Raw genomic sequence first — 23,122 nt, 5'->3', positions numbered from 1 at the left:
GATTATGGATACCATGCTCTAAAATCCCTATTGTTGTACAGGAGTTACTCGATTGCATCTGGCTACTTGAGTAATACACTTAAGCGGTAAGGTTTAGGTAAGCAATCGTTTTACTTCATACCCTTAATAGTTACCATTCTGGTATTGTTATTTAGGTTCAGATCAATCAGTAGGTGGTTCGGGTCGATACCGGCACGTGCGGGCTGTTCTGGCACATGGAGGACAATCGTTTGCCTGCCGGATTTAAAACGATGTTTTTGCCGATAAAGGTTTTCTGCCGATGACGCGCCTTGTTCTAGCGGGGCGTAGACGCCGATCTCTATCCAGTCGTTCATTGGTATGTTCGTTTCTGTTCCGATGCTATCAACGGTTACTTTGCGGGCTTCTACGTCGAGCGAGACCTGCCAATGGCCTGCTTTGGTCTGTTTCGCGGTGGCTTGCTCGGTCTTCAATTCCCAAAACGTGTTCGACGCGAAGAGGTCATGCAGCAGGTAGTGCAGTGAGTCTGGTGTGACCGCCTGTAACTCCCGGTAGAAATCGAGCGTCGTTGGCAGGGGTGGGTTTGGGGTATAGGAACGTAGCAGACCCCTGAGTGCGTTGTTGACACGGGCTTTCCCGATGTAATTTCTTAGGGCAAAGAGCGCGAAAGGACCCTTGCGGTAGATCATGAACCGGTTATTGGCCCGGAGCAACGGAGGAGCCGCACGCGAGCGGGGTACTTCGTATTCCAGTCGCATCTGTGACAAATACCGGAGCAGATGCTCGTAGCCCAGGGTTTCCTCCACTACCTGCATGGCTGAGTACGTTGCCAGGCTTTCAACGAGTAAACCGGCTCCCTCCACCGCTGCGGGGGCCAGGTAAATGCCCCACCACTGGTGGGCTACTTCGTGGGCCATGATGTGGTAGGGCAGGTCGAGTCCGCCGGGCTGCGGGTTCATCAAGGAGTAGCCTTCCTGATAGTCAATTGTCATGGGCTCGGCATGCATGCCGAGGCCGGCACCCGGTCGCTCCAGCACCCGAAAATGACTATACGGGTAGGGACCAAATTCCTGGGCGTAATAAGCCAGTGAAGCCTGTGCGCTTTTCAACATGCGTGCCACGTTGGCGTCATGGGCGGGATGATAAAAGATCTGGATCGTAACGGGTTTTGGAGATGTTGGCCCTGATGGAGGTACCCACTGGGTTTCTCGTATCGCGTACCTCGCCGAGAATAAAGCATATTCGTTGAGAATCGGTGCATTGGTGACATAGTGGAAGTACCGGCGGTCTCCTTTCGTCCACGTACGCTGCAGGGCACCCGGTGCCACCGCGATCTGGTCCCTGTTGGTGCCCACAACCGCTTCAAAATTTATCATCTCTACCTGACGGGTATCGTTGCGGGCGGCCACAGCGTAGAGTGACGGTCGCTCGGGACGCGGAGGGAGTCCATACGCTGTGCGGTCGCGGGCATCACGGAGACGGCGATCGGCATGGTAGCCAATGATCGGCATCCAGGCTCCGCTGGTGATATGCGAACCATTTCCAACTACCGAGACATCTACCCCATTATTACTGAATCCTGTAGGCTTGATATGGACTTCGAAGTTCATTTGCAGGGAGTCGCCGGGGGCAAGGCGATCTTTCAGGGAATACATGTGGTAACCGAGCCTGGTATCAACCACAACGGCAGCTGCCGGACGGTCAAATGAAACGGCAGCGAGCCCCTGGTAGGGGAGTGTAGAAATATGGATAGATTCGATGGCTACCTTGCTGCGATTTACCAGTTGGTACGTACCCCGGATGTCGGATGTTTGCTCGTCGGGGTAGATCTCAACATGTAACTGAGTGCGCGCCAGCACCGGTTGCAGGGTGTACTCGTACTGGCCATACCGTTGCTCGTATTCCGCCCGAATCGCCTTCCTGCCCGATTGCGTTACATACGGATTGAGCAAATTGGTGTTGTAAAACATAAATCCGGCGGAGCCAGCGACAAGCGCCACGGCTAACAACGAAGCCAGTTTGTAATGTCCGAACCGATGCTGGGCCAGGTGAATCCGCGCCCTGATGCCGCCTTCTTTGCTTCGCACCCAGAACAACGTCGCTACCACCGCGAGCAAAAAGGCCCACGATGCCCAGTAAAGCTTAAACCACAGCCACGGTTTGACAAACGGGCCGAAGCCCTGCATGTCACTGTATGACCAGCCCGTATCGGATGCATAAATCAGCAGGTTGTGCTCAACGCCAAGCATCGACGCGAAGAGAATGAACCCATACGCGCCGAATGCGACCATGTGTCCGATGTACTTCTGATTTACCAGGACGTGGATCACAAAGACGAGTAGCGCAAAAAGTAAGTAGTTCGTCAGTTGAATACCGAAGAGCGCCTTCACGTAGACATCCATCTCGAACTGGTGATAACCCATGACGAGCTGATTGATAATTCCGGCAACCATCAGTAACCCTACCCATATGGTAATGAGGAGAGCTAAGCTCATGAATTTGCCTAGGAATAGTACCCATTCGAGAACTGGCGTGGTATCGGAAAGCTCATGCAGCCCGGCTTCGCGTTCGCGCCAGACGAGCTCACCGGCGTAGAAGATGGTGAGCAGGGGGATGATGATCCACTGTGTTTGGATGCTGCTCAACGGCGGAGCTATGATTCGTAACACCTCTTCCGTGCGGGCAAACAGCGGAACGCCAAGCCATTCCATGTATTCGGTGGCGAACAGACCGGTGCCAATTGCTAAACCGGCGACGAGTGTGAGGCCACCCCAGCTTTTTGCCATCGCCCTGAATGATGTTCCCGCGATGGCGAGTACCTGGCGTACCTGCGTAGCGAAGGCAAAATCGCGTAAATAGCTCGGTACGCTGATTCGCCTGGTCTCTGCGTTTCGTGTAGGAGAGGTATCCAGTAAAGCCCCGCCCGACCGCAGCGGTTCTGATCGGCGTCGAAAAAGACTCAGGCGTTTGCCGGTGGTGACATGACCAATCTGAAAGCGAACGTACGTGAAGGCAAGCGCACCGGCCGTTATACCGAACCACATGACGCGGTTCCAGAGCCAGGTACCTTCCAGCAGAACCAGCCGCGTATTCTTGTCGATCGGCGTCCAGCCTTCCATCTCCATGATGATGCTGGTGCCCAGCAGGTCCATTAGGCTCCCGAGTACCTTCCACTCCAGGGCAAAGCGGACCGTTGTGCCGCCAAACTGCGAAAAAATGATGATGGCAATGCTGGCGATATAACTGGCAATGGCGCGACCGCTTAAGGCCGCGAACGTAAACTGGATGGCCGTCGTAGCGATTACCGTAGGTAAAACCAGGAACGCGTAATTAGTCAGGTAGGACGCGAGCTGAAATGGACCGATTAACTGGGTCTTTGCACCGGGACCATAAAAAGAAAGGAGCATCCCGGCGTAAAGCGTCAGCAGGATCAGGGTATTCAGGACGAGTGCGGCCAGGAATCGTGCACCTAGGTAAGTACTCTTGCTCACGGGCGTGGTGTAGGTAAGCGGATGCATACGCATCTGGATGTCTCGGGTGGCGGCATCGCCGGCCACCACTCCGCCAATCACTACCCAGATCACGCTGCCGAAGACCGTAAAGAACGCGATGGTGCCCGGTGCGTTCAGGTACGTTCCGTCGGTAAGTGTGACCAAACGCAGGATCATAAACCCGAACAAAAGAAATACGGCGAACAGCAGCCATGTTGATGCATGTCGCAACTGGTACCTGAACTCAAAGCGAACCATTTCACCAAACTTCATAAAAATAACGTAGGCAAAGGTGTGTAGAGGAAGGCAGGGAAATTATAATGGAATAGGTAATAGAGCTCCGGCTTTAAAGCAGATAAGGCAAATAGATGATCAGAGCACATATCACCGCGAAAAGGCATATGATGAATACTGCGCCCGAAGCCAGGTCTTTTGCCTGACCAATTAAAGGATCAGGATGTTGGTTAACCCGATCGGCTAATTTTTCAAGAGCTGTATTAAAAACCTCCGCCATCCAGGCTAACCCAATTAATATCAGGGTGATAACCCACTCTGTTCGGCTGATCTTTAGTAGATAGTTTACCAGAACAACACCAATCGCAGCGGCTAGATGATACCGCATATTGTGTTCATAGTAGAACGCCAGCCATACACCGCGCACCGAATATTTATAACTACCGAAGTGTTTTTCTATTCCACTCAACTTCTTTTGTTCGCTTTTTGCCATGTTATTCCAGGACATGTGATAGATAGACAACTCCATAGTTGAGAAAGCAAACCATCCGTCCTCTGTTTAATGGTGTCAGTATGTTCTGCTTATCTGACGACTTTTCATTAAAAGATAAAGTAGCCATGAGCCAGAAGAAGAGAGAGACTACAATGTCTATTGGATCAAACCGCCCGTTGGTAAAATGAAGCAGCTGACACATTTCGAGACCAACGCTGAATAGGAGCGGAATGACTACACAGTTGATTTGCCGGAATTTATACTGGATGTAGTAAGGCTTGGACGTGAGCGTTATACAAAATACCCATAATCCCTCGGGTAATGAATAGATCACGACCTCATTGAGCGGCAAAAACCTGATGATAGCCTTCTTTACAGTGACATAGCTGTTGAATGAGATTATACGGATGGCAATCTCATTAACAACCGTCTTTTCTGTTCGATAGAACAGATAAATAAATAAGCTGACGAGCAATGACGCGATGATGAAGTAATAGTACCTTCTCACTGCTTCTGGTAAATTAAAAGTTTGAAATAGGCTGCCGGACCAAAATGAACCTCCTTTAAAAGCTCGAAGCTTCTGATCGTCGCTATGTCATGGATGTAAAAAACCGATTTGAAATGAACTATCTTCGAGAAAAGGCCGAAAGCGCGGTCCAGGTGTTTTAACCAGTTATTGGGAGTGAAATGATTAAGAATGAAGACTCTTCCAGTTGGCTTCAACACTCTGTATACCTGCTCGAACAGTCGTTCAGGGTTATCAACAACGGCAATCACGTGTGATAGAACAACGTAATCAAACTGCCCATCCTGAAATTGCAGCGCTTCTCCATCCATCTGCAAAAGCCGTACATGTTTATGATTTTGTTTGCCTGCAATCTTAAGCATCTCAGAAGAGGTGTCAATACCAGTGATGTAATGCTTTTTATAGAGTGGCAAATGAGCGCCGTTGCCAACACCAATTTCAAGCAGATTACCAGCGGGCAACGTGTTGACTTCATTAAACAGCACCTGTTTTTGAGGCTTCAGAAAAACATCCACCAACGGATAAAAGCATGAGAATTTATTATAAAATGAATCAGTTGGTATCATCATCCCTATTGACTTCAGGTTACGCCACATAAACTAATTCATTATTCAAATTTTATCTCCTCAATATTGTCACCTTCTTCCCAGTCGAGCAGGTTATATGGGTCAATGCCTCCGCGTGCCGGTTTGTGCGGCAGCGTTACCGTAACGGTTTGCTTGCCGGAGCGGATGAAGTGCTTCTGTACATACAAGGGCTTACCCAGCACTTCGCCAGGCTTGGCGGCAGCGAATACACCGATTTCCACCCACTGATTCACTGGTACCTCGGTTTCGGCACCCGCGCTATCGGCAACGATCTTGTGCGCGTCCACCTCAAACGTCACCTGCCAATGGCCGGCTGCTGTTTGTTTGGCCGTGGCCTGCTTCGTATCGAAGGTCCAGCTCGCGTTCACCTCGAACAGGTCGTGCAGCAGGGGTTTGAGCGAGTCCGGCGTGACCGCCTGGAGTTCCCGGTACAGGTCGATCGTGGTAGCCAGGGTAGACGCTTTCTTCACTATAAGTGTGCGAAGCGCCTGGTTTACGCGGTCCTCACCCACGTACTCGCTAAGGGCATGCATCGCATAGGGACCCTTGCGGTAGTTGGCCCAAGGGTCCATGGCCCGGAGCAGCGGCAGACCCGTGCGCATCGGGGGCCAGGGGTTAGGCTCGCGCATAAAGCTCATAAACCGCCGTAGCGCTTCCCGACCCTTTTCGTTTTTCACGAGCTGCATGGCCGAGTACCAGGCCAGGCTTTCGGAGATGACGCCCCCACCCTCGGCAAACGCGCCTTTCAGTTGCATCCCCCACCATTGGTGCCCCATCTCGTGCGCTACGATCTCGAAGATGGCGTCGAAACCGTCGCCCTGCGGGTCCAGCTGGAAGAAGCTCTCGCCGGCGGTGATCACCCCACTCCCGTCGACGCCCATGCCCATGAAGTTGCCCGGCTGCTCGACAATCTGCAGGAAGCGATAGGGATAGGGGCCGAACTGCGCCGAGTAATAGTCCAGCGACGCCCGTACACTGCGGAGCAGGCGCTCTCTGTGTTCCGTATGGCCGGGGTGAAGGTAAATCTGAATATCTACCCCCTGCCCTGCATTTGCCGAAGAGTGTTTCCAGTATTCCCGATGCACGGCGTAGTCAGCGGAGAAGAAGACGTCCTGGCCATTGATTGGCACGTCGCTGGCGTAATGGAAGTACCGTCGTCCTGCCTTGCTCCACGTGCGACGCAACTCGCCCGGTGCCACCGCTACCTGACCGGCATCGGTGCCGACGGTCGCTTCGAAGGTGGCCGCTGCGCCCGCCATCACACCTGGGTCAATATCACCCGGTGCAGGGAGGGTAACCTGCCGGGGCAGGCCGTACGTACGCCGGTCTTCTGCACTCCAGAGTTCGCGTAGCGGCTGGTACCCGATAACCGGTAGGGCCCCACCGGTAAAGTAGGTGCCGTTTTCGAGAATTCCCTGGCCCGCGCCGTTGCTGCGGAGGCCACTGTTGCGGAAACCACGTGGCTCTAACTGCACGTCAAAACGGAGCGTCAGCGAGTCGCCGGGCTGGAGCGGCTTGTCCAGCGCGTAGATATAGTGGCCGAGCTTATCATCGGCCACAACTACCCTGGCCGGGCGATCAAATGTCATGCGCGTCTCGACGTAGAAAGCCGGTTCCAGATGCACAGCGTTGATCGGAACTATGTGACGGTTAACCAGGCGGTAGGTGCCGCGCATCGTGGCTGCTTTCCGATCGGGATAGATCTCAATGGTTACCTTTGTCGCCACACGCACTGGCTGGGGAATACCCTCATACTTCCCGTATTGCCGCTCGTAGTCGGCCCGGCGTTTCACCAGTTCGTTGTCAGTAACATACTCGTTGAGCACATTGGTATTGTAAAAAATGAATCCGCCCAGTAGAAGAATGAGTACCCCCGTGAGTACGGCCAAGCCTGCCGTTGTCCGTGTGAACCGAAGCCGCGCAAGTTGCAGCCGCTTTCCAGAACCCGACTCCCTGCCACGCACCCACAGCAGCCTCGCTGAGATGGACAGCAGGACCGCCCACGCGGCCCAATAGAGTCTGAACCAAAGCCATGGCCCAACCGATTGGCCGAAGCCGCGCATATCGGTAACAGACCACTCCGGACCGGATGCATAGACAAGCAGGTGGTGCTCGATGCCGAGGAATGAGGAGAATACCATCAGGAGATAAACGACCAGCGCTACCATCTGCCCTACGTATTTCTGGTTGACCACCGCCTGCACCGTCATGGCCAGGGTGGCGAATAATAGGTAATCGGTGAGTTTCAGCCCCAGCAGGACCTGCCCGTATCGCAGGATCTCGAACTGGTAGTAACCCCTTATTACCTGAACCGTGAGACCAACTCCGACGATGATCGTCATGAAGGCGGCCAGGATCAGTCCGAGACCGATGAGTTTGCCAAGGAAAAGAACCCACTCCGGCACCGGCGTCGTATCGACGTTCTCGCTCAGTCCGGCATCGCGCTCCTGCCATACCAGTTCACCCGCATAATAGATGATGAAGAGCGGCACCATCACCCAGTAGTTGGTTGGCGAGGTGAGAACACCAGTGAGGTGTTTGGTCAGCAGATGAGGGGTCCGCGGCAGTAGGGGTATGCCCCAGTGTTGCATCTCCACCAGTACCACGAACGTCAGCAGCATCGGGAACGCGATCAGGAGGAAGAGCCCACCCGGACTCGTCGCGATCAGGTGGAATGAACTCCGGGCAACCGCGATCGTCTGACGCAGATTGGTCGTGAACCCAAACGATTGAGGGGCGTGCGGGATTGGAATGGTCATCCGGGACGCCCCGATATCAGTGGGTGAGGGTCTTTTCGCAGCGAACCGTCGCGTAAGCCAGGCCCACCAGGCCGTGGTGGTGCGGTGCGCAAACTGAAAGCACAGATAGATAAAGCCGAGTGTTACGAGGGCAATACCAAGCCACAGCAGCCGGTTCCAAAGCATCGCGTCTTCGAGAGTGAACAAGCGAACGTTCTTTTCAATGATGGTCCACTTCGACATCATCTCGTTCATGATGGCCATGACACCGATGGGGTCCGCCAGCAGAGCCCGATCATGTAATCCGGACATATACAGCGTCAACGTTACCGGGTAGGAGAGGAAGAACAGGACCAAACTGCCAAAATAACTTGCCATCGGACGGCCGGTGAACAGCGCTGCCGAGAACTGGAACGTTGTAGCGATGAGCGCATTCGAAAGCCCAATGTATCCGTACGCGGCCAGATAGGCAGTTGGACGGAATGGGCCAATGATCTCAGGGTTAGCGCCCGGACCATACGCAGCGAGCAGGCTGCCCATCTGTACGCCAAGCAGAATGAGCGCATGCAGGACAAAGGCGGCCAGAAAACGGCCACCCAGGTACTGCGCTTTGCTGACCGGACTCGTGTACGTGAGCGGGTGCATCCGGGTTTGCGCATCCCGTGCGGCTGCCTCACCAGTTACGGCCGGCGCGAGCAGCAACCAGATCTGGCAACTGAACACGGAAACGGACGTGATGATGAACGGCGAGTTGAGAATAAAATCCTGGGGAAGTGTAACGGGGACAATGGCTACCCTGGTAGAGAAAAAAGCGAATACGACCAAGACTACCAGGGAGAGCCAAGGCCAGGGACGGCGCAGCTGATAGGCGAACTCGAAGCGGAAAATCTCCCAGAACTTCATATTAAGCCTCCTTCGCAGGTTGTTCAGCGCTTTGCTGATTTTGAGAATTGCCAACATAACCAGCCATGGCACTGAAGTATACATCCTCCAGATCCGGCTGCACCGGGTCAAATCCTGCCGGGGCTTCTTCGCTGTACACATGGACGACCGTGCGCCCGCCCAGCAGTTTAGTGGAGATAATCTTCTGGTCGCGCTCCAGTTGGGGCAGCGCATGCTTCTCAATAATCCTGCGCCAGATTCGCCCCTTAAGGGCCTCCATAGCCTTCAGCGGTTCAGCTTCGTGCAGAATCTCGCCCTTGTTGATGATGGCCATGCGCGTGCATAGCTCACTGACGTCTTCGACTATGTGTGTTGAGAGGATAACGACACTATTCTCGCCAAGTTCGCTTAACAAGTTCAGAAAACGTACCCGTTCTGCAGGATCCAGCCCGGCAGTTGGTTCGTCAACGATCATCAGCTTTGGATCGCCGAGGAGTGCGACGGCAACCCCAAAGCGCTGACGCATACCGCCGGAGTAGCCGCCCAGCTTTTGTTTGCGCACATCCCAGAGGTTGGTTTGCCGGAGAAGAGCTTCTACAATTTCTTTACGGGCACCCCGGGTCGCAATTCCCTTGAGGATCGCAAAATAATCCAGCAGACTTTCGGCGCTTACCTTCGGGTAGACGCCAAATTCCTGCGGAAGGTAACCAAGTGTCTTGCGTACCTCATCTTTTTGTTTGATCACATCCAGCCCGCCAAGATGAACCTGCCCTTCATCCGGCTCCTGCAACGTCGCTAATATGCGCATGAGGGTGGATTTTCCCGCGCCGTTAGGCCCGAGCAGACCATACATGCCTTTGGGAATGGTGAGCGTTACGTTCTTCAGCGCCTGGACACCATTAGGATAGGTTTTGGAAAGGTTTGTAATGTCCAGCCTCATTTGTCCTGCATTTTCCATAGTCCCTCATTAAAAAGAATGTTGTATTTCAAAAGTACTTTGTGTTTCAAAGTTAAAATGAGAAATTTAGTTATCCTAGCTTTGCCGGAATTATTGAATTATTTTCCGGCAGGCTATTGCGGCATTCCTTCTAAATGAGATAAAGCAGCCTGTAAATTACCGGAACACTTCTATTTCGTCTGTTCGTCGGCGTCTGTAACGACCATGGGGTGCCGCTTATCCTTTTTTCGTTGAATACGTCTCGCTGCTCCAGTACCTTGCTATACTTTTCCCGTGTCTTTGGCGTATTACACATAGTGTTCACCTTCGTTTACATGAAACAAGTCGTACCTGTGATGCTGGTGTGGATGACCAGCTTTTTTTTCAGCAGTGAAACGTTTGCCCAGGCCCGCTATACCGTCAGCGGTTATGTGCGGGAGCAGGGTAGCCAGGAAGCGCTGATTGGCGTCAGTGTCTACCTGCCCGGTACGGCAACCGGAACGACCACCAACACCTATGGCTTTTACTCACTGACGCTCCCGGCGCAGGATAGCCTGGCGCTCACGTTTTCGTTTGTCGGCTACGAGCCCATTACCCGCACCGTCGGATTGCGCCGGAATACCGAGCTAAATATTCAGCTGACTCCCGGTCGTACCCTGACGGAAGTGGTTGTCCGTAGCTCGCGGGCGGAGGAGAAGGTCAGCGAAAGCGCTCAGATGAGCCAGGTAGAGATTCCGGTAGCGCAGATCAAGAAAATACCGGCGCTACTAGGCGAAAAAGACGTGCTGAAGGTGCTGCAATTAATGCCGGGCGTGCAGAAAGGCTCTGAGGGCAGTACGGGTATCTATGTTCGCGGGGGTGGTCCCGACCAGAACCTGATCATCCTGGACGATGCCATTGTTTATAACGCCAATCACCTCTTCGGCTTCTTTTCGGTTTTCAATGGCGATGCCCTCAAGAGCGTCGAGTTGACCAAAGGCGGTTTTCCGGCCCGCTACGGTGGCCGGCTGTCGTCGGTGATCGAGATGAACATGAAGGATGGCAACAAGGAGGGAATTCATGGTGAGGGCGGCATTGGCCTGATTGCCTCCCGGCTAACGGTCGAAGGTCCCATCCAGAAGGGGAAATCCTCGTTTCTGGTATCGGGCCGGCGGACTTACCTTGATCTGGTGGCCCGGCCCCTCATCCGAGCGCAGAGTGAAGGCGATGTGGTGGCCGGCTACTATTTCTACGACCTGAACGCCAAAGTCAATTATGACTTCGGCCGAAAAGACAAGCTGTACCTCAGTGGCTATTTCGGACGGGACCAGTTTTACAGCCGGGAGAAAGAAGATAACGGTTCAACCAACGCCGGCCTGAACTGGGGTAATGCAACGGCCACCCTGCGCTGGAACCACTTGTTTTCGGAGAAACTCTTTGCCAATACATCGGTCATCTTCAGCAATTATCTGTTCCGGATTTATGCGGGCGATGAAACCAACAACGCCGACGGAACCAAAGACACCTACAATCTGCAATACGACTCCGGCATTCGCGACCTGATGGCCAAGTACGATGTTGATTTTTACCCTACCCCTCAGCATTCGCTCAAGTTTGGGTTACAGACGATCTTTCACCGCTTTACGCCCAGCGCCATTGTGCTGCGGGATACCGAAGTCACCCAGTTCAAACGGGAGGTAGAGGCTATTAATGTGGTGGAGTCGGGATTGTATGTGGAGGATACCTGGAAGCCGACAGACCGCTGGCGCATCAACGGCGGTTTCCGGCTCAGTCATTTTGCGCACAAAGAGGTCAGCTACATCCGGCCCGAGCCCCGGCTGTCGGCGGCTTTCGTGCTGAGACCAGACCTGTCAGTGAAAGCATCTTACGCGCTGATGAACCAGTACGTTCACCTGTTGTCGAATACCGGCATCGGCCTGCCCACCGACCTGTGGGTACCTACCACCGACCGCGTAAAACCCCAGCAGTCGCAGCAGGTAGCGGCCGGGTTTGCCAAAGACTTCAGCGAGAAAGGCCTGACGCTGACCATCGAGGGGTACTATAAAACCATGGACAACATTATCAACTACCGTGAAGGGGCCAGCTTTTTGCTAATTAACGACCCAAATTCGGCCAACGAGGTGCGGTGGGAAGACAACGTGACCACGGGTCGGGGATGGTCGTACGGAGCCGAGGTTCTGCTGCAAAAGAAGGTGGGACGGTTTTCTGGCTGGACGGGTTATACGCTCTCCTGGACGCAGTGGCAATTTCCGGAGCTGAACTTCGGCCGCAAGTTTTACCCCCGCTACGACCGCCGGCACGATATTTCGCTGGTGGGTATTTATGAGCTGACGCCCCGCATCACCCTCGCCGGCACCTGGGTGTACGGAACCGGAAACGCCCTGACGGTTCCGCTGGCCGAATATGCGGCCTATCCGCATCAGGCCAATACCATTTCGCGCCGGGGCGGTAACCAGTACTTTGGTAGCAACAGGTTGGTCAATGAGTATGGCCCCCGCAATAGTTTCCGGGCGGAAGCTTATCACCGGATGGATTTCAGTATCCAGTTCCACAAGAAGAAGCGTCATCACGAGCGCACCTGGGAGCTTAGTGTCTACAACCTGTATAACCGCCGGAATCCGTTCTACTACGATCTGGATACCAAAGAGCAGGGGCAGGGCCAGCCACCCGTTACTGTGCTGAAGCGGTACTCCGTATTTCCCATTGTTCCATCGTTCAGCTATAACTTTAAATTCTGATGACTAAGCTACTCCGTTGGCTGCCTGTTTGTGCGGTGTTAGTCCTTACCGCCTGCGATAGCCTGGTGCAGGAGGTCGATCCCGGCCGGTTACCCGTTGTGGATAAGAAACTGGTGGTCCATAGTTTTATTTCCCCGCAGGATTCCGTTTTGGCGGTGGCGGTCGGTGAGTCGAGACCGGTGCTGGGTACGAACCCCGGTACCCGTTTGATCCTGACCAATGCCACGGTAACCCTATCAGATGGGTCCCGCTCCATTACCATACCTTACAATACACAGGACGGGGCTTATACCACCAGCAGCCGCACCTTTCCGATCCGGGCGGGGCAAACCTACCGCCTGCAGGTCAGTACGTCCGATAACCGGCGGGTGGAGGCTGTCTGTACCGTCCCCAGGGCTATTCCTATCGCTACCGCTCTGGTTGATTCGGCCGTGAGCACCCGCCTGTTTTCCAACCAGCGGGAGATGGTATACTACACTCGCCTGACGTGGCAGGACCCGGCCGGTGAAGCCAATTATTACCGCGTGGCCGGTGATGTATCCTATAGTATCGACCCTACCCGGGGAACGGCCAGCGAACCGCTGTCGTTCGGCCGGAGCAGTTTACTGGTGTCTGACCGAAATCAGGATGGCCAGACTATTTCCTCGTCGCGGGGTGAATTACCGGTGACTAGTCAGGTACCGACAACTGCTGTCCGGCAGTACACCATTACGGCCCATCTGCTCCATACCGAAAAGAACTATTTTGACTACCATACAACGGTCATCCGGCAGGACCAGACCGGCGGTAATCCCTTTGCCGAACCCGTACTTATCTCCGGTAACATCGAAGGTGGCCTGGGCTGCTTTGGTGCCTACAGCCGCGCTACGGTTACCCTCACCCTGAAGAAATAAGAAAGCCCCGGCTAAGCGTTTGCTTTACCGGGGCTTTCTTAAATCAAGATTATACTATGCGCTCTGAATATTGCTATTCATCACTTCTGTCTGTTTCCGGATCGACTCCATGTGGATGATCTTATAAATCTCTTCCACGAGTTCGGGGTACAGGCCCATTTTCTTGCCCAGTTTGGCGCGGGTCTCATGGACTTCTTTCCAGCGGTCGGGCTGGAAAACGGTTACGTTGTTGTCGCGCTTGTATTCGGCCAGTTTCTCCACCTGGGCCATACGGGCCGCCAGCACTTCGATCAGTTGCCGGTCGATGTTGTCGATTTTCGCCCGGATCTGCTCCATGGCACCCTGGAACTCCAGGTTCTGTGACTCCACCTGACGAATCTGTAGATGCTCCAGCATTTCGCCAAAGGCAATTGGCGTTAACTGTTGCGCAGCATCACTCCAGGCTTTATCCGGGTCGATGTGCGACTCCACAATCAGACCGTCGTAGTTCAGGTCCATGGCCATTTGCGCCAGTTCCTGCAGGTACGCCCGCTTACCGGCCATGTGGCTCGGGTCGCCTATAATCGGCAACTGCGGGAACATGTCTTTCAGTTCAATGGCCATCTGCCACATGGGTACGTTGCGGTACTTGCTGGTTTCGCCGGTCGAGAAGCCCCGGTGAATGGCACCCAGTTTGGTGATACCCGCTCCGGCGATCCGCTCAAAAGCACCCACCCACAGGGCCAGATCCGGGTTAACCGGATTCTTCACCAGCACTGGTACGTCTACCCCGCGCAGGGCGTCGGCAATCTCCTGTACGTTGAAGGGGTTAACGGTCGTGCGGGCACCAACCCAAAGAATATCTACACCATACTTCAGGGCTAATTCGATGTGCTCCGGCGTGGCCACTTCCACCGCAAACGGCAGACCCGTTTCGGCTTTTGCCCGCTGGATCCAGGGCAGGGCCGCTTTGCCCATCCCTTCAAAACTACCCGGTCGGGTACGGGGCTTCCATACGCCGGCCCGGATCACGTGAACGGCGTCCAGCTCTTTTAACTGGCGGGCCGTTTCACAAAGTTGTTCTTCGGTCTCGGCGCTGCAGGGGCCGGCGATGATCAACGGTTTGCCGTCGGTCTGTATCCACGATTCGAGCGGCTCAACGGCTAATTCTGGCTTCATGACAAACTCGTATTCAGGTGATTACTATTACTCTTCTATAAGGAACTTTTCAATGCGAATTTATGGTATATTTGCAGGGAAATCACTGAAATTCAGGCTGATTTCGTCATCTGTTTTTGTACCTTTATTAGTTTGCTGATTTCGTGTGGGTTAGTCCTTTTTAACCTTGTTTATTAAAAATTCGTTTTATATTCGTGCCCGGCTTAACGGGCCTGTTAACTGGACTTACACCGACACTGTTTAGAGAAGCACCGTCACTACGGAGCACCACTATGTCGAATAGAAGTAATCTTATGCCGACAACTGCCCAACGGCTCACTGAGGTGAAGCCTGTTTCATTTGAGGACACTTCGATTGCCTTTTCCACCCAGTCGGATTTTAAATTAAGGAAAACCTACTGGTTGTTTGCGTTGATGAATAAGGGATGGCTGGTAAATTTAGGCACTTTTTTTATAAAATTTGCATTCAAACTCCATCTTCCTATAAAAAATCTCATTAAAAAGACGATTTTTGAACAATTCTGTGGAGGAGAGACTATCAGTGATTGCGAAAATACTATTCAGCAGCTTCACGGCGCCCGTATTGGTACCATTCTGGATTATTCGGTGGAAGGCGAGGATAGCGAAACCTGTTTTGATGAGACGACCCTCGAAATTCTGCGTACCATCGAACGGGCCAGCGAATCAACGGATATTCCGTTTTCTGTTTTTAAAGTCACCGGCCTGGGGTCCACCGAATTGCTGGAGGCTGTTCAGACTGGCGATGCACTGACCGACGAGGAGCAGGCTGCTTTTGAGCGTATCCGGCAGCGGGTTGATTCGCTCTGCCGCCGGGCTTATGAGCGTAACGTCAAGATTTTCATTGACGCCGAGGAGAGCTGGATTCAGGATACCATTGACACGCTGGCGTATACTATGATGGATCGGTATAACCATGAGCGTCCTGTCGTTTACAATACTTACCAGTTTTATCGCTGGGAGTCGCTGGAAAAGCTGATAAAAGAGACCGAAACCGCTCGCCAGAAAGGCTATTTCCTGGGTGCCAAGCTGGTTCGGGGGGCTTACCTCGAAAAAGAGCGCATGCGGGCGCACGAAGAGGAGTATCAGGACCCGATTCACGCGACAAAAGAAGAAACCGACCGCGATTTCAACGCAGCCATTGATTTCTGCCTGGCCAACCGGGATGTTGTCTCCATTTGTCTGGGTACCCATAATGAGTATAGTTGCCACTATTGTATTGACCAGATGAAAGAGAAGGGGCTTGCGGTTAATGACCCGCATATCTGGTTTGCCCAGTTGCTCGGTATGAGCGATAACATTTCCTACAATCTGGCCAATGCGGGTTACAATGTAGCAAAATATGTCCCCTACGGACCGGTGGAAGCAGTGATGCCCTACCTGTTTCGGCGGGCTGAAGAGAATAAATCGATTGCCGGACAGAGCAGCCGCGAATTCTCCCTGGTAAAGAAAGAGTTGGCCCGGCGCAGGGGCCGTTAATATACCTCCGGCAGCATGGCCGGAACGCCGTGTCAGGCGAACGAACGAGATTCGGCAACCGAAACCGAACGGCTCCGGCAGCATGGCCGGAGTTACGTATTTTTACAAGATGATTCATAAAAGCCCTTTAAAGTTCTTTTTGCTCAGTCTGTTTCTGATCGCTCTCGATCAGGCGGTGAAACTTCTGGTCCACTTTTATATGGAACCCGGTTTTCCTGGTCAGATTAAACTCGTTGGCGAGTGGTTTAAACTTCACTATGTGCTGAACCCCGGTATGGCTTTTGGAATGCAGCTCAGCCATGAATATGGCAAGTTGCTGCTGAGCGTGTTTCGGTTGGTGGCAATGGCGGGTATTGGCTGGTACCTGGTTTACCTGGCCCAGCGGGGTGCGCCGGATGGGCTCCTGTGGGCAATGGCCATGATTCTGGCCGGGGCGGTTGGTAACGTAATCGACAGTACGTTTTATGGGGTGCTGCTGGGTAATGCGCCATATGGCTCACCAACGCCCTGGTTTCATGGTCAGGTAATCGATATGATTTTCATTGATGTCTGGGAGGGCTTTATTCCGGATTGGGTACCGCTCTGGGGTGGACAATACTACTCGACCCCGATCTTTAATATTGCTGACTCCTGCATCTTTATCGGCGTCTGTATGATTCTATTCTTTCAGCGTCGCTTTTTCGGAGAACATACTGACGAAGAGGGAATGCTGCCCCAGGGTGAGCCCCATCCGGAGGAGGTAGACATTGTACCGGCTGCCGAACTGGACGATACCTACCATACGCATCCTTACGGAGAGTCTGCCGCGACCAGTCACCCGGAAATTGCCACAGTTGAGAATGCAGAAAACAGGGCTGAGGTATTTCCTGACACCGAGCCTGCTACTGATCCGGAGCCGTTCTCATCCGAGCCGGAAGTGCCCGTTGAGCGGAGAAAAGATGCTGACCAGCCATAAGAAAGGCCCGGCTAATGCCGGGCCTTTCTTATGGCTCTAATTAGTCAGGGTTACTTCGAGCTACCCACACTTGCTTTCAGACCAACAGACTCGCTTTCCTCTAGTGGGGCAAAGTCCTTAAACGTTTTTTTCAGCGCTTTGTCGTTAGCTTCTTTCTTGTTCTGCCAGTTAGCGTCTAACTCCAGGGCAACCAGACCACTCAGGCTCATGGCCGCCCGAAAGTCGTCCAGCTTCTTAACAAATTCAGGTGACCGGCGCGACGACTTCAGGGCAAACTCTCTGGCAAATACATCCCCTTTATTCTGCAGCTCACTTTTCTTATTCATCACGTAGTTGAAACGGTCGAGCAGGTCTTTCATCGACTTGCCAATTACCTCGGTAGCTTCCAGCGTACCCATTGTCATGACTGCGGTGCCGCCGATGGCCGAGATCAGCCGCTGATTCTGCTGGGCCGTGGTGGTGGCTTTAATAGATGTGATGGCTGGTGTTACCCCCGTAATTGCCCCCAGTGAGGCATTGGCTACCGAACGGCCACGCTTACCTTTTTTAGCTTTCTTGTAGCCTTTCTTCAGCTCTTCTTCCTTATCCTGCAGTTGTTCGAGCAGGTTCCAGGCGCTTACCAGCGCCTGACGGTATTGTATATAGTAATAGCGATCCTTCTCCGCTTCATTGATGGTATTTACTACCGTAAAGGAAACTTTCTTTTCTTCCCGGTTTTGAGATTTGTCAAGGGCAAAGAAGGTAAGCTGAATCCGCAGCGAATCGTATGGGTCTTTTACAAAATCGTACCCGGGCGTCCAGATAAACTCATACTGGTTGTTGGTATTGCGTACCAGGGCGTTTTTAGGCACCTGCTGGTTATCCGACAGAAAATCGAACGTGGTAATGTCGTCGTCGCCATTCGGGTCCGACAGGTAAAACTTCAAATTGACGGATGCGTTTTCCTTCAGCCGGTACTGCGTTTCTTTCGGGACAATAGCGATATCGGGTGGCAGATCCATCTGGGTTACCTCAACCTTCAACCTGCCCTTGGTCCGGCTTTTAGTGGGTTGGTCCTCTACCCAGAACTCTATGTACATGGGCTTGTTCTTAAGCTGGTTGAACTGGTTCAAGGAGAGCGTCCACGTTAATTCACCCTGCGAAGAGAGCTTGGTGCCTTCCGGCATCTGATCTGCAATGGGAATAAACGCCAGGGGGTCGTTGTCTTCGTCGCGCACTACGGCCGGGTCCATTTTATAAACATTCTGCGTCCGGTAACGCACATAAAAGGGGCGTAGCTCACCAATGACCGGGGGCCGGTTGACATGTGTCACCCGGAAGTTCACGGTTTGTGTGACGGCATCACCCCGATTGTTGCGTACTTCAAAGATTACCGGAATTGTTTTAACGTTTTCGGTGCGGTCGACCAGTTCGAAACCAGGCGTCCAGCTAAACTGCCCCAGCGAATCGCACTGCATACCGGCCAGCTTTCCCTGAGCAATGGAAAAGACAAGGCTGTCTGCCGGAGCTCCGGTAGCTTTCAGGTCGAATTGGAGCTTTTGGCCTTCCGCAACGGTATTCCAGCCGCGCTGCTGTGGTAAGACTAGTTGTAACGGTAATGGTTTACTATCCTGTGCGGAACTGGTAAAGTAGGTTAAGAAAAGGCTTAGACCCAGTAGTGTCTTTGTGTGCTGATACATATCGGGTAAGTCAAACTAATGGTCATACTGTTAACGCAAAAGTAGCACTTAGATTTTATGTGCTTCCTGTAAATATAATACTTTAAAGTTTTTTTGAGGAATAAGTAATATTTTATTGCACTATTTTTACTCTATGCTATTCATTGGTCTTTACCCAATCAACAATAAAAAATGCCAACCGGTTTCGGCTGGCATCTTTACGATAGGCAAAACCTATTACTTCTTCGGAGCAGGCGTAGTTGGCTTGGCCGGGGTAGCCGCCGGGCGGTTTGTCGCCGGAGCAGAACCGGTAGTGGCCGACGCATTTTGCTGCTGCGGATTCACACCCATTTTCTTCAGGACCAGTTCTGTTACGTCACCTTCCTTCGGGGCAAACAGCAGGATCGGAGTCGTACCAGCACCAGCATCTAGGTTAAAGATGTATGTGAAGCCGTTTTCTTTCGCTACCGCATCAATATTGGTCTGAATTTTCTGTACAACCGGATTCACCAACTGCTGATACTTGGTCTGCAACTGGCTTTCTGCACTACGCTGAAATTCCTGAATACGGGTTTGCAGCCCTTGCAGTTCCTTCTCGCGATCGGCACGAATGACATCCGACATCTGAGCCGCACCCTTCTCATAGGTAGCCAGTTTGTCTTCAAACTCTTTCATCAGGCGCTTCATCTCGTTTTCAGATTGTGTGCGCTGGATGGTTAATTGATTTTGGATTTCCTTGCTTTCCGGAGTCTGCGACAGAATGTAATCAATGTTTGTATAGCCCAACTTAAGCGGTCCCGCAGCGGTTGTTGAGGATTCTGCCGGGTTTACCGGAGTTTGAGCCTGCGCTTGTGCCTGTGCGCCCAGACCACCCATGATAAGGGCTGCAACGAACGCCATGACCAGATTTTTCTTCATTCTGTTTTGTAATTTACTATTTAGGTTTTGTGGTTACTCTGTTTGATGCATTCCCCGGAGTCGTTCCGGTACCGACGGAAGGCTGGTTAGCAGGGCCGGCGGCTGTAGTTCGATTAGCTTTGTTGTCGGTCTCCAACCCCAATTCTTCCATTACGTAGTCGGTATAGTCATGCCGGGGGTTGGTGTACAACATGACAAAATCACTGGCCTTGTCAAAGACAAAATCGAGCTTTTTCTGGGCCGCCACTTTTTCAATTGCTCTATTTACTAACTCCATTGGACCCTTCATGAGTTCCTTTTTCTTGGTAAAAAGGAGGCCTTCGTAGCCGAAAACCTTGTTATTGTACTCACGGGCTTCCCGTTCCTTCTCACTGATAACCCGCTGGCGTTCCCGCTTCATGTCCTCAGTCAGCAGAATTTCTTCGGCCTGGTATGCCTTGTGGAGTTTGTCGATCTCTAAGTACTTGTCCTGAATATCCTTCGACCACTTTTCGGTAAACTTGTCAACTTCCGTCAGCGCCTTTTGGTAATCCGGCATCTTACTGAACACAAACTCCGTATCCACATACCCGAATTTCTGGGCCTGTGCCGGGGCTGCCATCCAAACGGAGAGCAAAATTAGGAAAACCAATCCTTTTTTCATTCGGTCACTAAGTATTTTTTGGCAGCGCCGGATTGATAACAATTTGATTGACAGTTTGATTCCCGCCGGGCTTTGGTCCTTAGACAAACCGTTCTGCCCCAGGTTTAAAGCAGGTGCCAACTTTATCGTTAAACGTCAGACGGGTTGTTTTCTTATCTGAACTGCTGGCCGATGGTAAAGTGAAACTGACCGGTATTCTTCTTCTGTACACCCGGCAACTCATCGAAGCCCCAGCCGTAGTCGATACCGATCAGACCAAAGGCAGGCATGAAGATCCGGGCTCCCATACCGGCCGACCGCTTGATGTCGAAGGGGTTAAACTGCCGGTAGCTGCCCCAGTTATTACCGCCCTCCAGAAAGCCCAGCACAAAGATGGTTGCCGAGGGGTTGAGCGATACCGGGTAGCGAAGTTCCATAACGTACTTGTTGTAGACGACACCGCCCTGATTGCGCTGGTTAAAGTCAACCACGCGGTTATTATCGGCTGTATAGACACTACGATCCTGGTAGCCACGCAGACCAATGATGTCCTGCGCCAGGGCAAACGTACCCTGACCGGCCAACCCGGAACCTCCGAGTACGAAACGCTCAAACGGACCAATTTCGGTGCGGGCGTTATAACTGCCCAGAAAGCCCATATGAGCGCGGGCGTTCAGCACCAGTTTACCGAAGACGGTCTGGAACCAGCTCGCGTCGAACATCCATTTGTGGTACTCCACCCACTTGAAACGGTCTTCGGCCGCCGGTTTGTAATCGACCGGACGGAAGATCGAATAGGGGGGCGTAAAGGACCCGCTTAACGTAAAGGATGAACCACCCCGCGGAAACTGCGGGTTGTCGATGCTGTTGCGGGCCAGGGTAGTATTAAACGTGAAGTTGTTGGAAATACCGTTCCGGTAGCCATTGTAGAACAAATCCAGGTTGTTCAGATTGTACCGCTGGTAGCTGATGGAGTTGCTCAGCGTAAAGAAATCATCAGGCACTTTCAGTTGCCGGCCCAGCCCCAGGGTAAAGGCGGTGTTGGAATACGAACCTATAGGCTGCAGTCCCCGGATGGAGCGGGTAAACAGGTCTAACTGGCTGAACGACCGGAAGATCGTATGGCTCCAGCTCAGCGAGAACGAGTTGGGTTTGCGGCCACCCAGCCACGGCTCCGTAAAGGTAGCCGAGTAGGTCTGAAACTGCCGGCCGTTGGCCTGGAAGCGTATCGCCAGTCGCTGTCCGTCGCCGGCCGGTAGTGGCCGCCAGGCGTTCAGGTTGGTGATGTTCTTGGCCGAGAAATTGTTGAACGATAGTCCCAGCGTACCCACAAAACCAATGTAACCGCCCCAGCCACCGGATAACTCGATCTGGTCGTTGGGTTTTTCTTCCACGGAATACTCAATATCGACGGTGCCATCCGGCTGCGGCACGGGGTTGATGCCGATCTTCTCCGGGTCGAAGTAACCCAGCGTGGCTAATTCGCGTTGGGTCCGGATGATGTTGGTTTTAGAGAACTTCTGACCTGGCAGCGTCCGGATCTGGCGCATCACCACGTGGTCGCTGGTCTTGGTATTACCGTTCAGAATAATGCGGTTGATCGTCGCCTGCTTACCTTCGAAAACCCGGATTTCCAGATCAATGGAGTCGCCATCAATGGTTTTTTCTACCGGCGTAGCGCTGTAGTACAGGTAGCCGTCGTCCATATACTGCGAACTCAGATCCTGCCCCGGATTCCCGTTCATGCGTTTCTCCAGGTCTTCCGGGTTGTAGACATCCCCTTTCTTGATACCCAGTACCTCGCGCAGCCGCTCATCGGTATACAGGTAGTTGCCTTCAAATGAAACATTGCGGTAGTAATACTTCTGCCCCTCATCGAGCTGCATGCGGATGTTGATCGACCGGTTATCGTGGGCAAATATGGTATCATCGACGATGACGGCATCCCGGTAACCGAGCTTATTATAATACTCGATCAGCTTCTCTTTGTCTTCTTCGTACTTTTTCGGGATAAACTTGGAAGGGGTGAAAAGCCGTCCGAAACGCTTCTCTTTCGTGCTCTTCATCTTCATCCGCACCTTGCTTTCCGGTACTTCCTCCTGACCAGCAAATTCAATGCGGTTGATCTTTACCTTCTGCCCTTTATCCACCAGAACCCGCATGGTCGCGTTGTTCCGGCTGCTGTCGGGGATGGTAGTAATCTTTACTTTGGTATTGAGGAAGCCTTTATCAACAAAGTACTTCTTAACGGCCAGCTGCGTATTCTTAATAATGGTGTTGGTGATGATCTTACCGATGTTGATCTTCACCTTGTCTTTCAGTGCATCCTGCTCACCCTTCCGGATACCGGCATAGGTAATCCGGTACAGACGGGGCCGCTCCTGTACCTTTACGTTCAGGAAGATATCACTGCCTTCTATTTTGGTCACCACCAGTTCCACATCATCGAGCAGCCCCGATTCCATGAGTTTGCGAATGGCCGAACCGTCGGCATCGCCCGGAATCCGAACCTTGTCGCCTACTTTCAAACCCGTCAGTGACACAAGGGAGTTCGGATCCAGGTAGCGGGTACCGGTAACGGTCAGACCGGCAATTGTGTACTCTTTGGGATCCGCGTAGTTGGTCAGTTCGTTGGGCGGGGCAGCCGGTGTAGTAGTGGGGCGGCCAACGCCTACCCGTACCTGGGCCTGAAGACTGACCGGCAGCAGGATGGCCAATAACAGGGTGATGCGGACTGCCTTTTTCAATAAAGAGGTAGTGAGAACGTGCTTCAAATTAGATGTATCCATTCCAGTAAGTAAAAACGCTGCATCGCTG

The 23,122-nt window shown here is 52.7% G+C and carries 14 protein-coding genes; 4 read left to right on the top strand and 10 right to left on the bottom strand.

Annotated features, from left to right (window positions below):
• Nucleotides 1-110: 110 nt before the first annotated feature.
• From ABD949_RS02315 to ABD949_RS02295, 5 genes are all read right to left on the bottom strand, one after another.
• Nucleotides 111-3,743: an ABC transporter permease/M1 family aminopeptidase gene (locus tag ABD949_RS02315; protein ID WP_345240165.1), complete on the bottom strand. Its 3,633-nt coding sequence runs from the start codon at nt 3,741-3,743 to the stop codon at nt 111-113.
• Between the two features lie 73 nt (nt 3,744-3,816).
• Nucleotides 3,817-4,197, bottom strand: a complete 381-nt coding sequence (locus ABD949_RS02310; protein WP_345240163.1) for a diacylglycerol kinase family protein — start codon at nt 4,195-4,197, stop codon at nt 3,817-3,819.
• Nucleotides 4,198-4,701: 504 nt separating this feature from the next.
• Nucleotides 4,702-5,319 carry a class I SAM-dependent methyltransferase gene (locus ABD949_RS02305; protein ID WP_345240161.1) on the bottom strand — a complete coding sequence of 206 codons (618 nt, stop codon included), beginning with the start codon at nt 5,317-5,319 and terminating at the stop codon, nt 4,702-4,704.
• Nucleotides 5,320-5,330: 11 nt separating this feature from the next.
• Nucleotides 5,331-9,008, bottom strand: a complete 3,678-nt coding sequence (locus ABD949_RS02300) for an ABC transporter permease/M1 family aminopeptidase (RefSeq protein WP_345240159.1) — start codon at nt 9,006-9,008, stop codon at nt 5,331-5,333.
• On the bottom strand, nt 8,953-9,870 hold the full coding sequence (locus ABD949_RS02295) for an ABC transporter ATP-binding protein (protein ID WP_345240956.1): 918 nt from the start codon (nt 9,868-9,870) through the stop codon (nt 8,953-8,955). Before ABD949_RS02295 ends, ABD949_RS02300 begins: the two co-directional genes overlap by 56 nt.
• A gap of 353 nt (nt 9,871-10,223) precedes the next feature.
• Between ABD949_RS02295 and ABD949_RS02290 the strand changes: the two genes are divergently transcribed.
• Nucleotides 10,224-12,605 carry a TonB-dependent receptor gene (locus ABD949_RS02290; RefSeq protein ID WP_345240954.1) on the top strand — a complete coding sequence of 794 codons (2,382 nt, stop codon included), beginning with the start codon at nt 10,224-10,226 and terminating at the stop codon, nt 12,603-12,605.
• Complete coding sequence (locus tag ABD949_RS02285; RefSeq protein ID WP_345240158.1) at nt 12,605-13,498, top strand: DUF4249 domain-containing protein; 894 nt, start codon at nt 12,605-12,607, stop codon at nt 13,496-13,498. Before ABD949_RS02290 ends, ABD949_RS02285 begins: the two co-directional genes overlap by 1 nt.
• 54 nt (nt 13,499-13,552) lie before the next feature.
• Here ABD949_RS02285 and ABD949_RS02280 read toward each other — a convergent pair whose 3' ends face one another.
• Entirely contained in the window at nt 13,553-14,656 is a 1,104-nt protein-coding gene (locus tag ABD949_RS02280; protein WP_345240156.1) for a chorismate mutase, read from the bottom strand.
• Nucleotides 14,657-14,928: 272 nt separating this feature from the next.
• Between ABD949_RS02280 and ABD949_RS02275 the strand changes: the two genes are divergently transcribed.
• Both ABD949_RS02275 and ABD949_RS02270 read left to right on the top strand, forming a co-directional pair.
• Complete coding sequence (locus ABD949_RS02275) at nt 14,929-16,152, top strand: proline dehydrogenase family protein (RefSeq protein ID WP_345240154.1); 1,224 nt, start codon at nt 14,929-14,931, stop codon at nt 16,150-16,152.
• Between the two features lie 109 nt (nt 16,153-16,261).
• Entirely contained in the window at nt 16,262-17,107 is an 846-nt protein-coding gene (locus tag ABD949_RS02270; protein WP_345240952.1) for a lipoprotein signal peptidase, read from the top strand.
• 50 nt (nt 17,108-17,157) lie between these two features.
• Here the strand turns inward: ABD949_RS02270 and ABD949_RS02265 are convergent, their stop codons facing one another.
• From ABD949_RS02265 to bamA, 4 genes are all read right to left on the bottom strand, one after another.
• On the bottom strand, nt 17,158-18,786 hold the full coding sequence (locus ABD949_RS02265) for a hypothetical protein (protein WP_345240152.1): 1,629 nt from the start codon (nt 18,784-18,786) through the stop codon (nt 17,158-17,160).
• Nucleotides 18,787-19,002: 216 nt separating this feature from the next.
• Complete coding sequence (locus ABD949_RS02260; RefSeq protein WP_345240150.1) at nt 19,003-19,683, bottom strand: OmpH/Skp family outer membrane protein; 681 nt, start codon at nt 19,681-19,683, stop codon at nt 19,003-19,005.
• A 16-nt stretch (nt 19,684-19,699) separates the two neighbouring features.
• Complete coding sequence (locus tag ABD949_RS02255; protein WP_345240148.1) at nt 19,700-20,326, bottom strand: OmpH/Skp family outer membrane protein; 627 nt, start codon at nt 20,324-20,326, stop codon at nt 19,700-19,702.
• 152 nt (nt 20,327-20,478) lie between these two features.
• The gene (gene bamA, locus ABD949_RS02250) at nt 20,479-23,094 is read right to left on the bottom strand and encodes an outer membrane protein assembly factor BamA (RefSeq protein ID WP_345240147.1); all 2,616 of its coding nucleotides are present in this window, start codon (nt 23,092-23,094) and stop codon (nt 20,479-20,481) included.
• Nucleotides 23,095-23,122: the final 28 nt, after the last annotated feature.

The sequence above is a fragment of the Nibrella saemangeumensis genome, assembly GCF_039541915.1.
In the GTDB taxonomy this organism is placed as follows: Bacteria; Bacteroidota; Bacteroidia; order Cytophagales; family Spirosomataceae; genus Nibrella; species Nibrella saemangeumensis.
The sequence above is the reverse complement of the archived record's forward strand: the minus strand, read 5'-3'. Positions and strand labels throughout refer to the sequence as shown.

Bases quoted from the DNA above. Each gene is read 5' to 3' on its own strand.
- ABD949_RS02315 (WP_345240165.1), bottom strand. From the start codon at position 3,743: ATGAAGTTTGGTGAAATGGTTCGCTTTGAGTTCAGGTACCAGTTGCGA.
- ABD949_RS02310 (WP_345240163.1), bottom strand. From the start codon at position 4,197: ATGGCAAAAAGCGAACAAAAGAAGTTGAGTGGAATAGAAAAACACTTC.
- ABD949_RS02305 (WP_345240161.1), bottom strand. From the start codon at position 5,319: ATGTGGCGTAACCTGAAGTCAATAGGGATGATGATACCAACTGATTCA.
- ABD949_RS02300 (WP_345240159.1), bottom strand. From the start codon at position 9,008: ATGTTGGCAATTCTCAAAATCAGCAAAGCGCTGAACAACCTGCGAAGG.
- ABD949_RS02295 (WP_345240956.1), bottom strand. From the start codon at position 9,870: ATGAGGCTGGACATTACAAACCTTTCCAAAACCTATCCTAATGGTGTC.
- ABD949_RS02290 (WP_345240954.1), top strand. From the start codon at position 10,224: ATGCTGGTGTGGATGACCAGCTTTTTTTTCAGCAGTGAAACGTTTGCC.
- ABD949_RS02285 (WP_345240158.1), top strand. From the start codon at position 12,605: ATGACTAAGCTACTCCGTTGGCTGCCTGTTTGTGCGGTGTTAGTCCTT.
- ABD949_RS02280 (WP_345240156.1), bottom strand. From the start codon at position 14,656: ATGAAGCCAGAATTAGCCGTTGAGCCGCTCGAATCGTGGATACAGACC.
- ABD949_RS02275 (WP_345240154.1), top strand. From the start codon at position 14,929: ATGTCGAATAGAAGTAATCTTATGCCGACAACTGCCCAACGGCTCACT.
- ABD949_RS02270 (WP_345240952.1), top strand. From the start codon at position 16,262: ATGATTCATAAAAGCCCTTTAAAGTTCTTTTTGCTCAGTCTGTTTCTG.
- ABD949_RS02265 (WP_345240152.1), bottom strand. From the start codon at position 18,786: ATGTATCAGCACACAAAGACACTACTGGGTCTAAGCCTTTTCTTAACC.
- ABD949_RS02260 (WP_345240150.1), bottom strand. From the start codon at position 19,683: ATGAAGAAAAATCTGGTCATGGCGTTCGTTGCAGCCCTTATCATGGGT.
- ABD949_RS02255 (WP_345240148.1), bottom strand. From the start codon at position 20,326: ATGAAAAAAGGATTGGTTTTCCTAATTTTGCTCTCCGTTTGGATGGCA.
- bamA (WP_345240147.1), bottom strand. From the start codon at position 23,094: ATGGATACATCTAATTTGAAGCACGTTCTCACTACCTCTTTATTGAAA.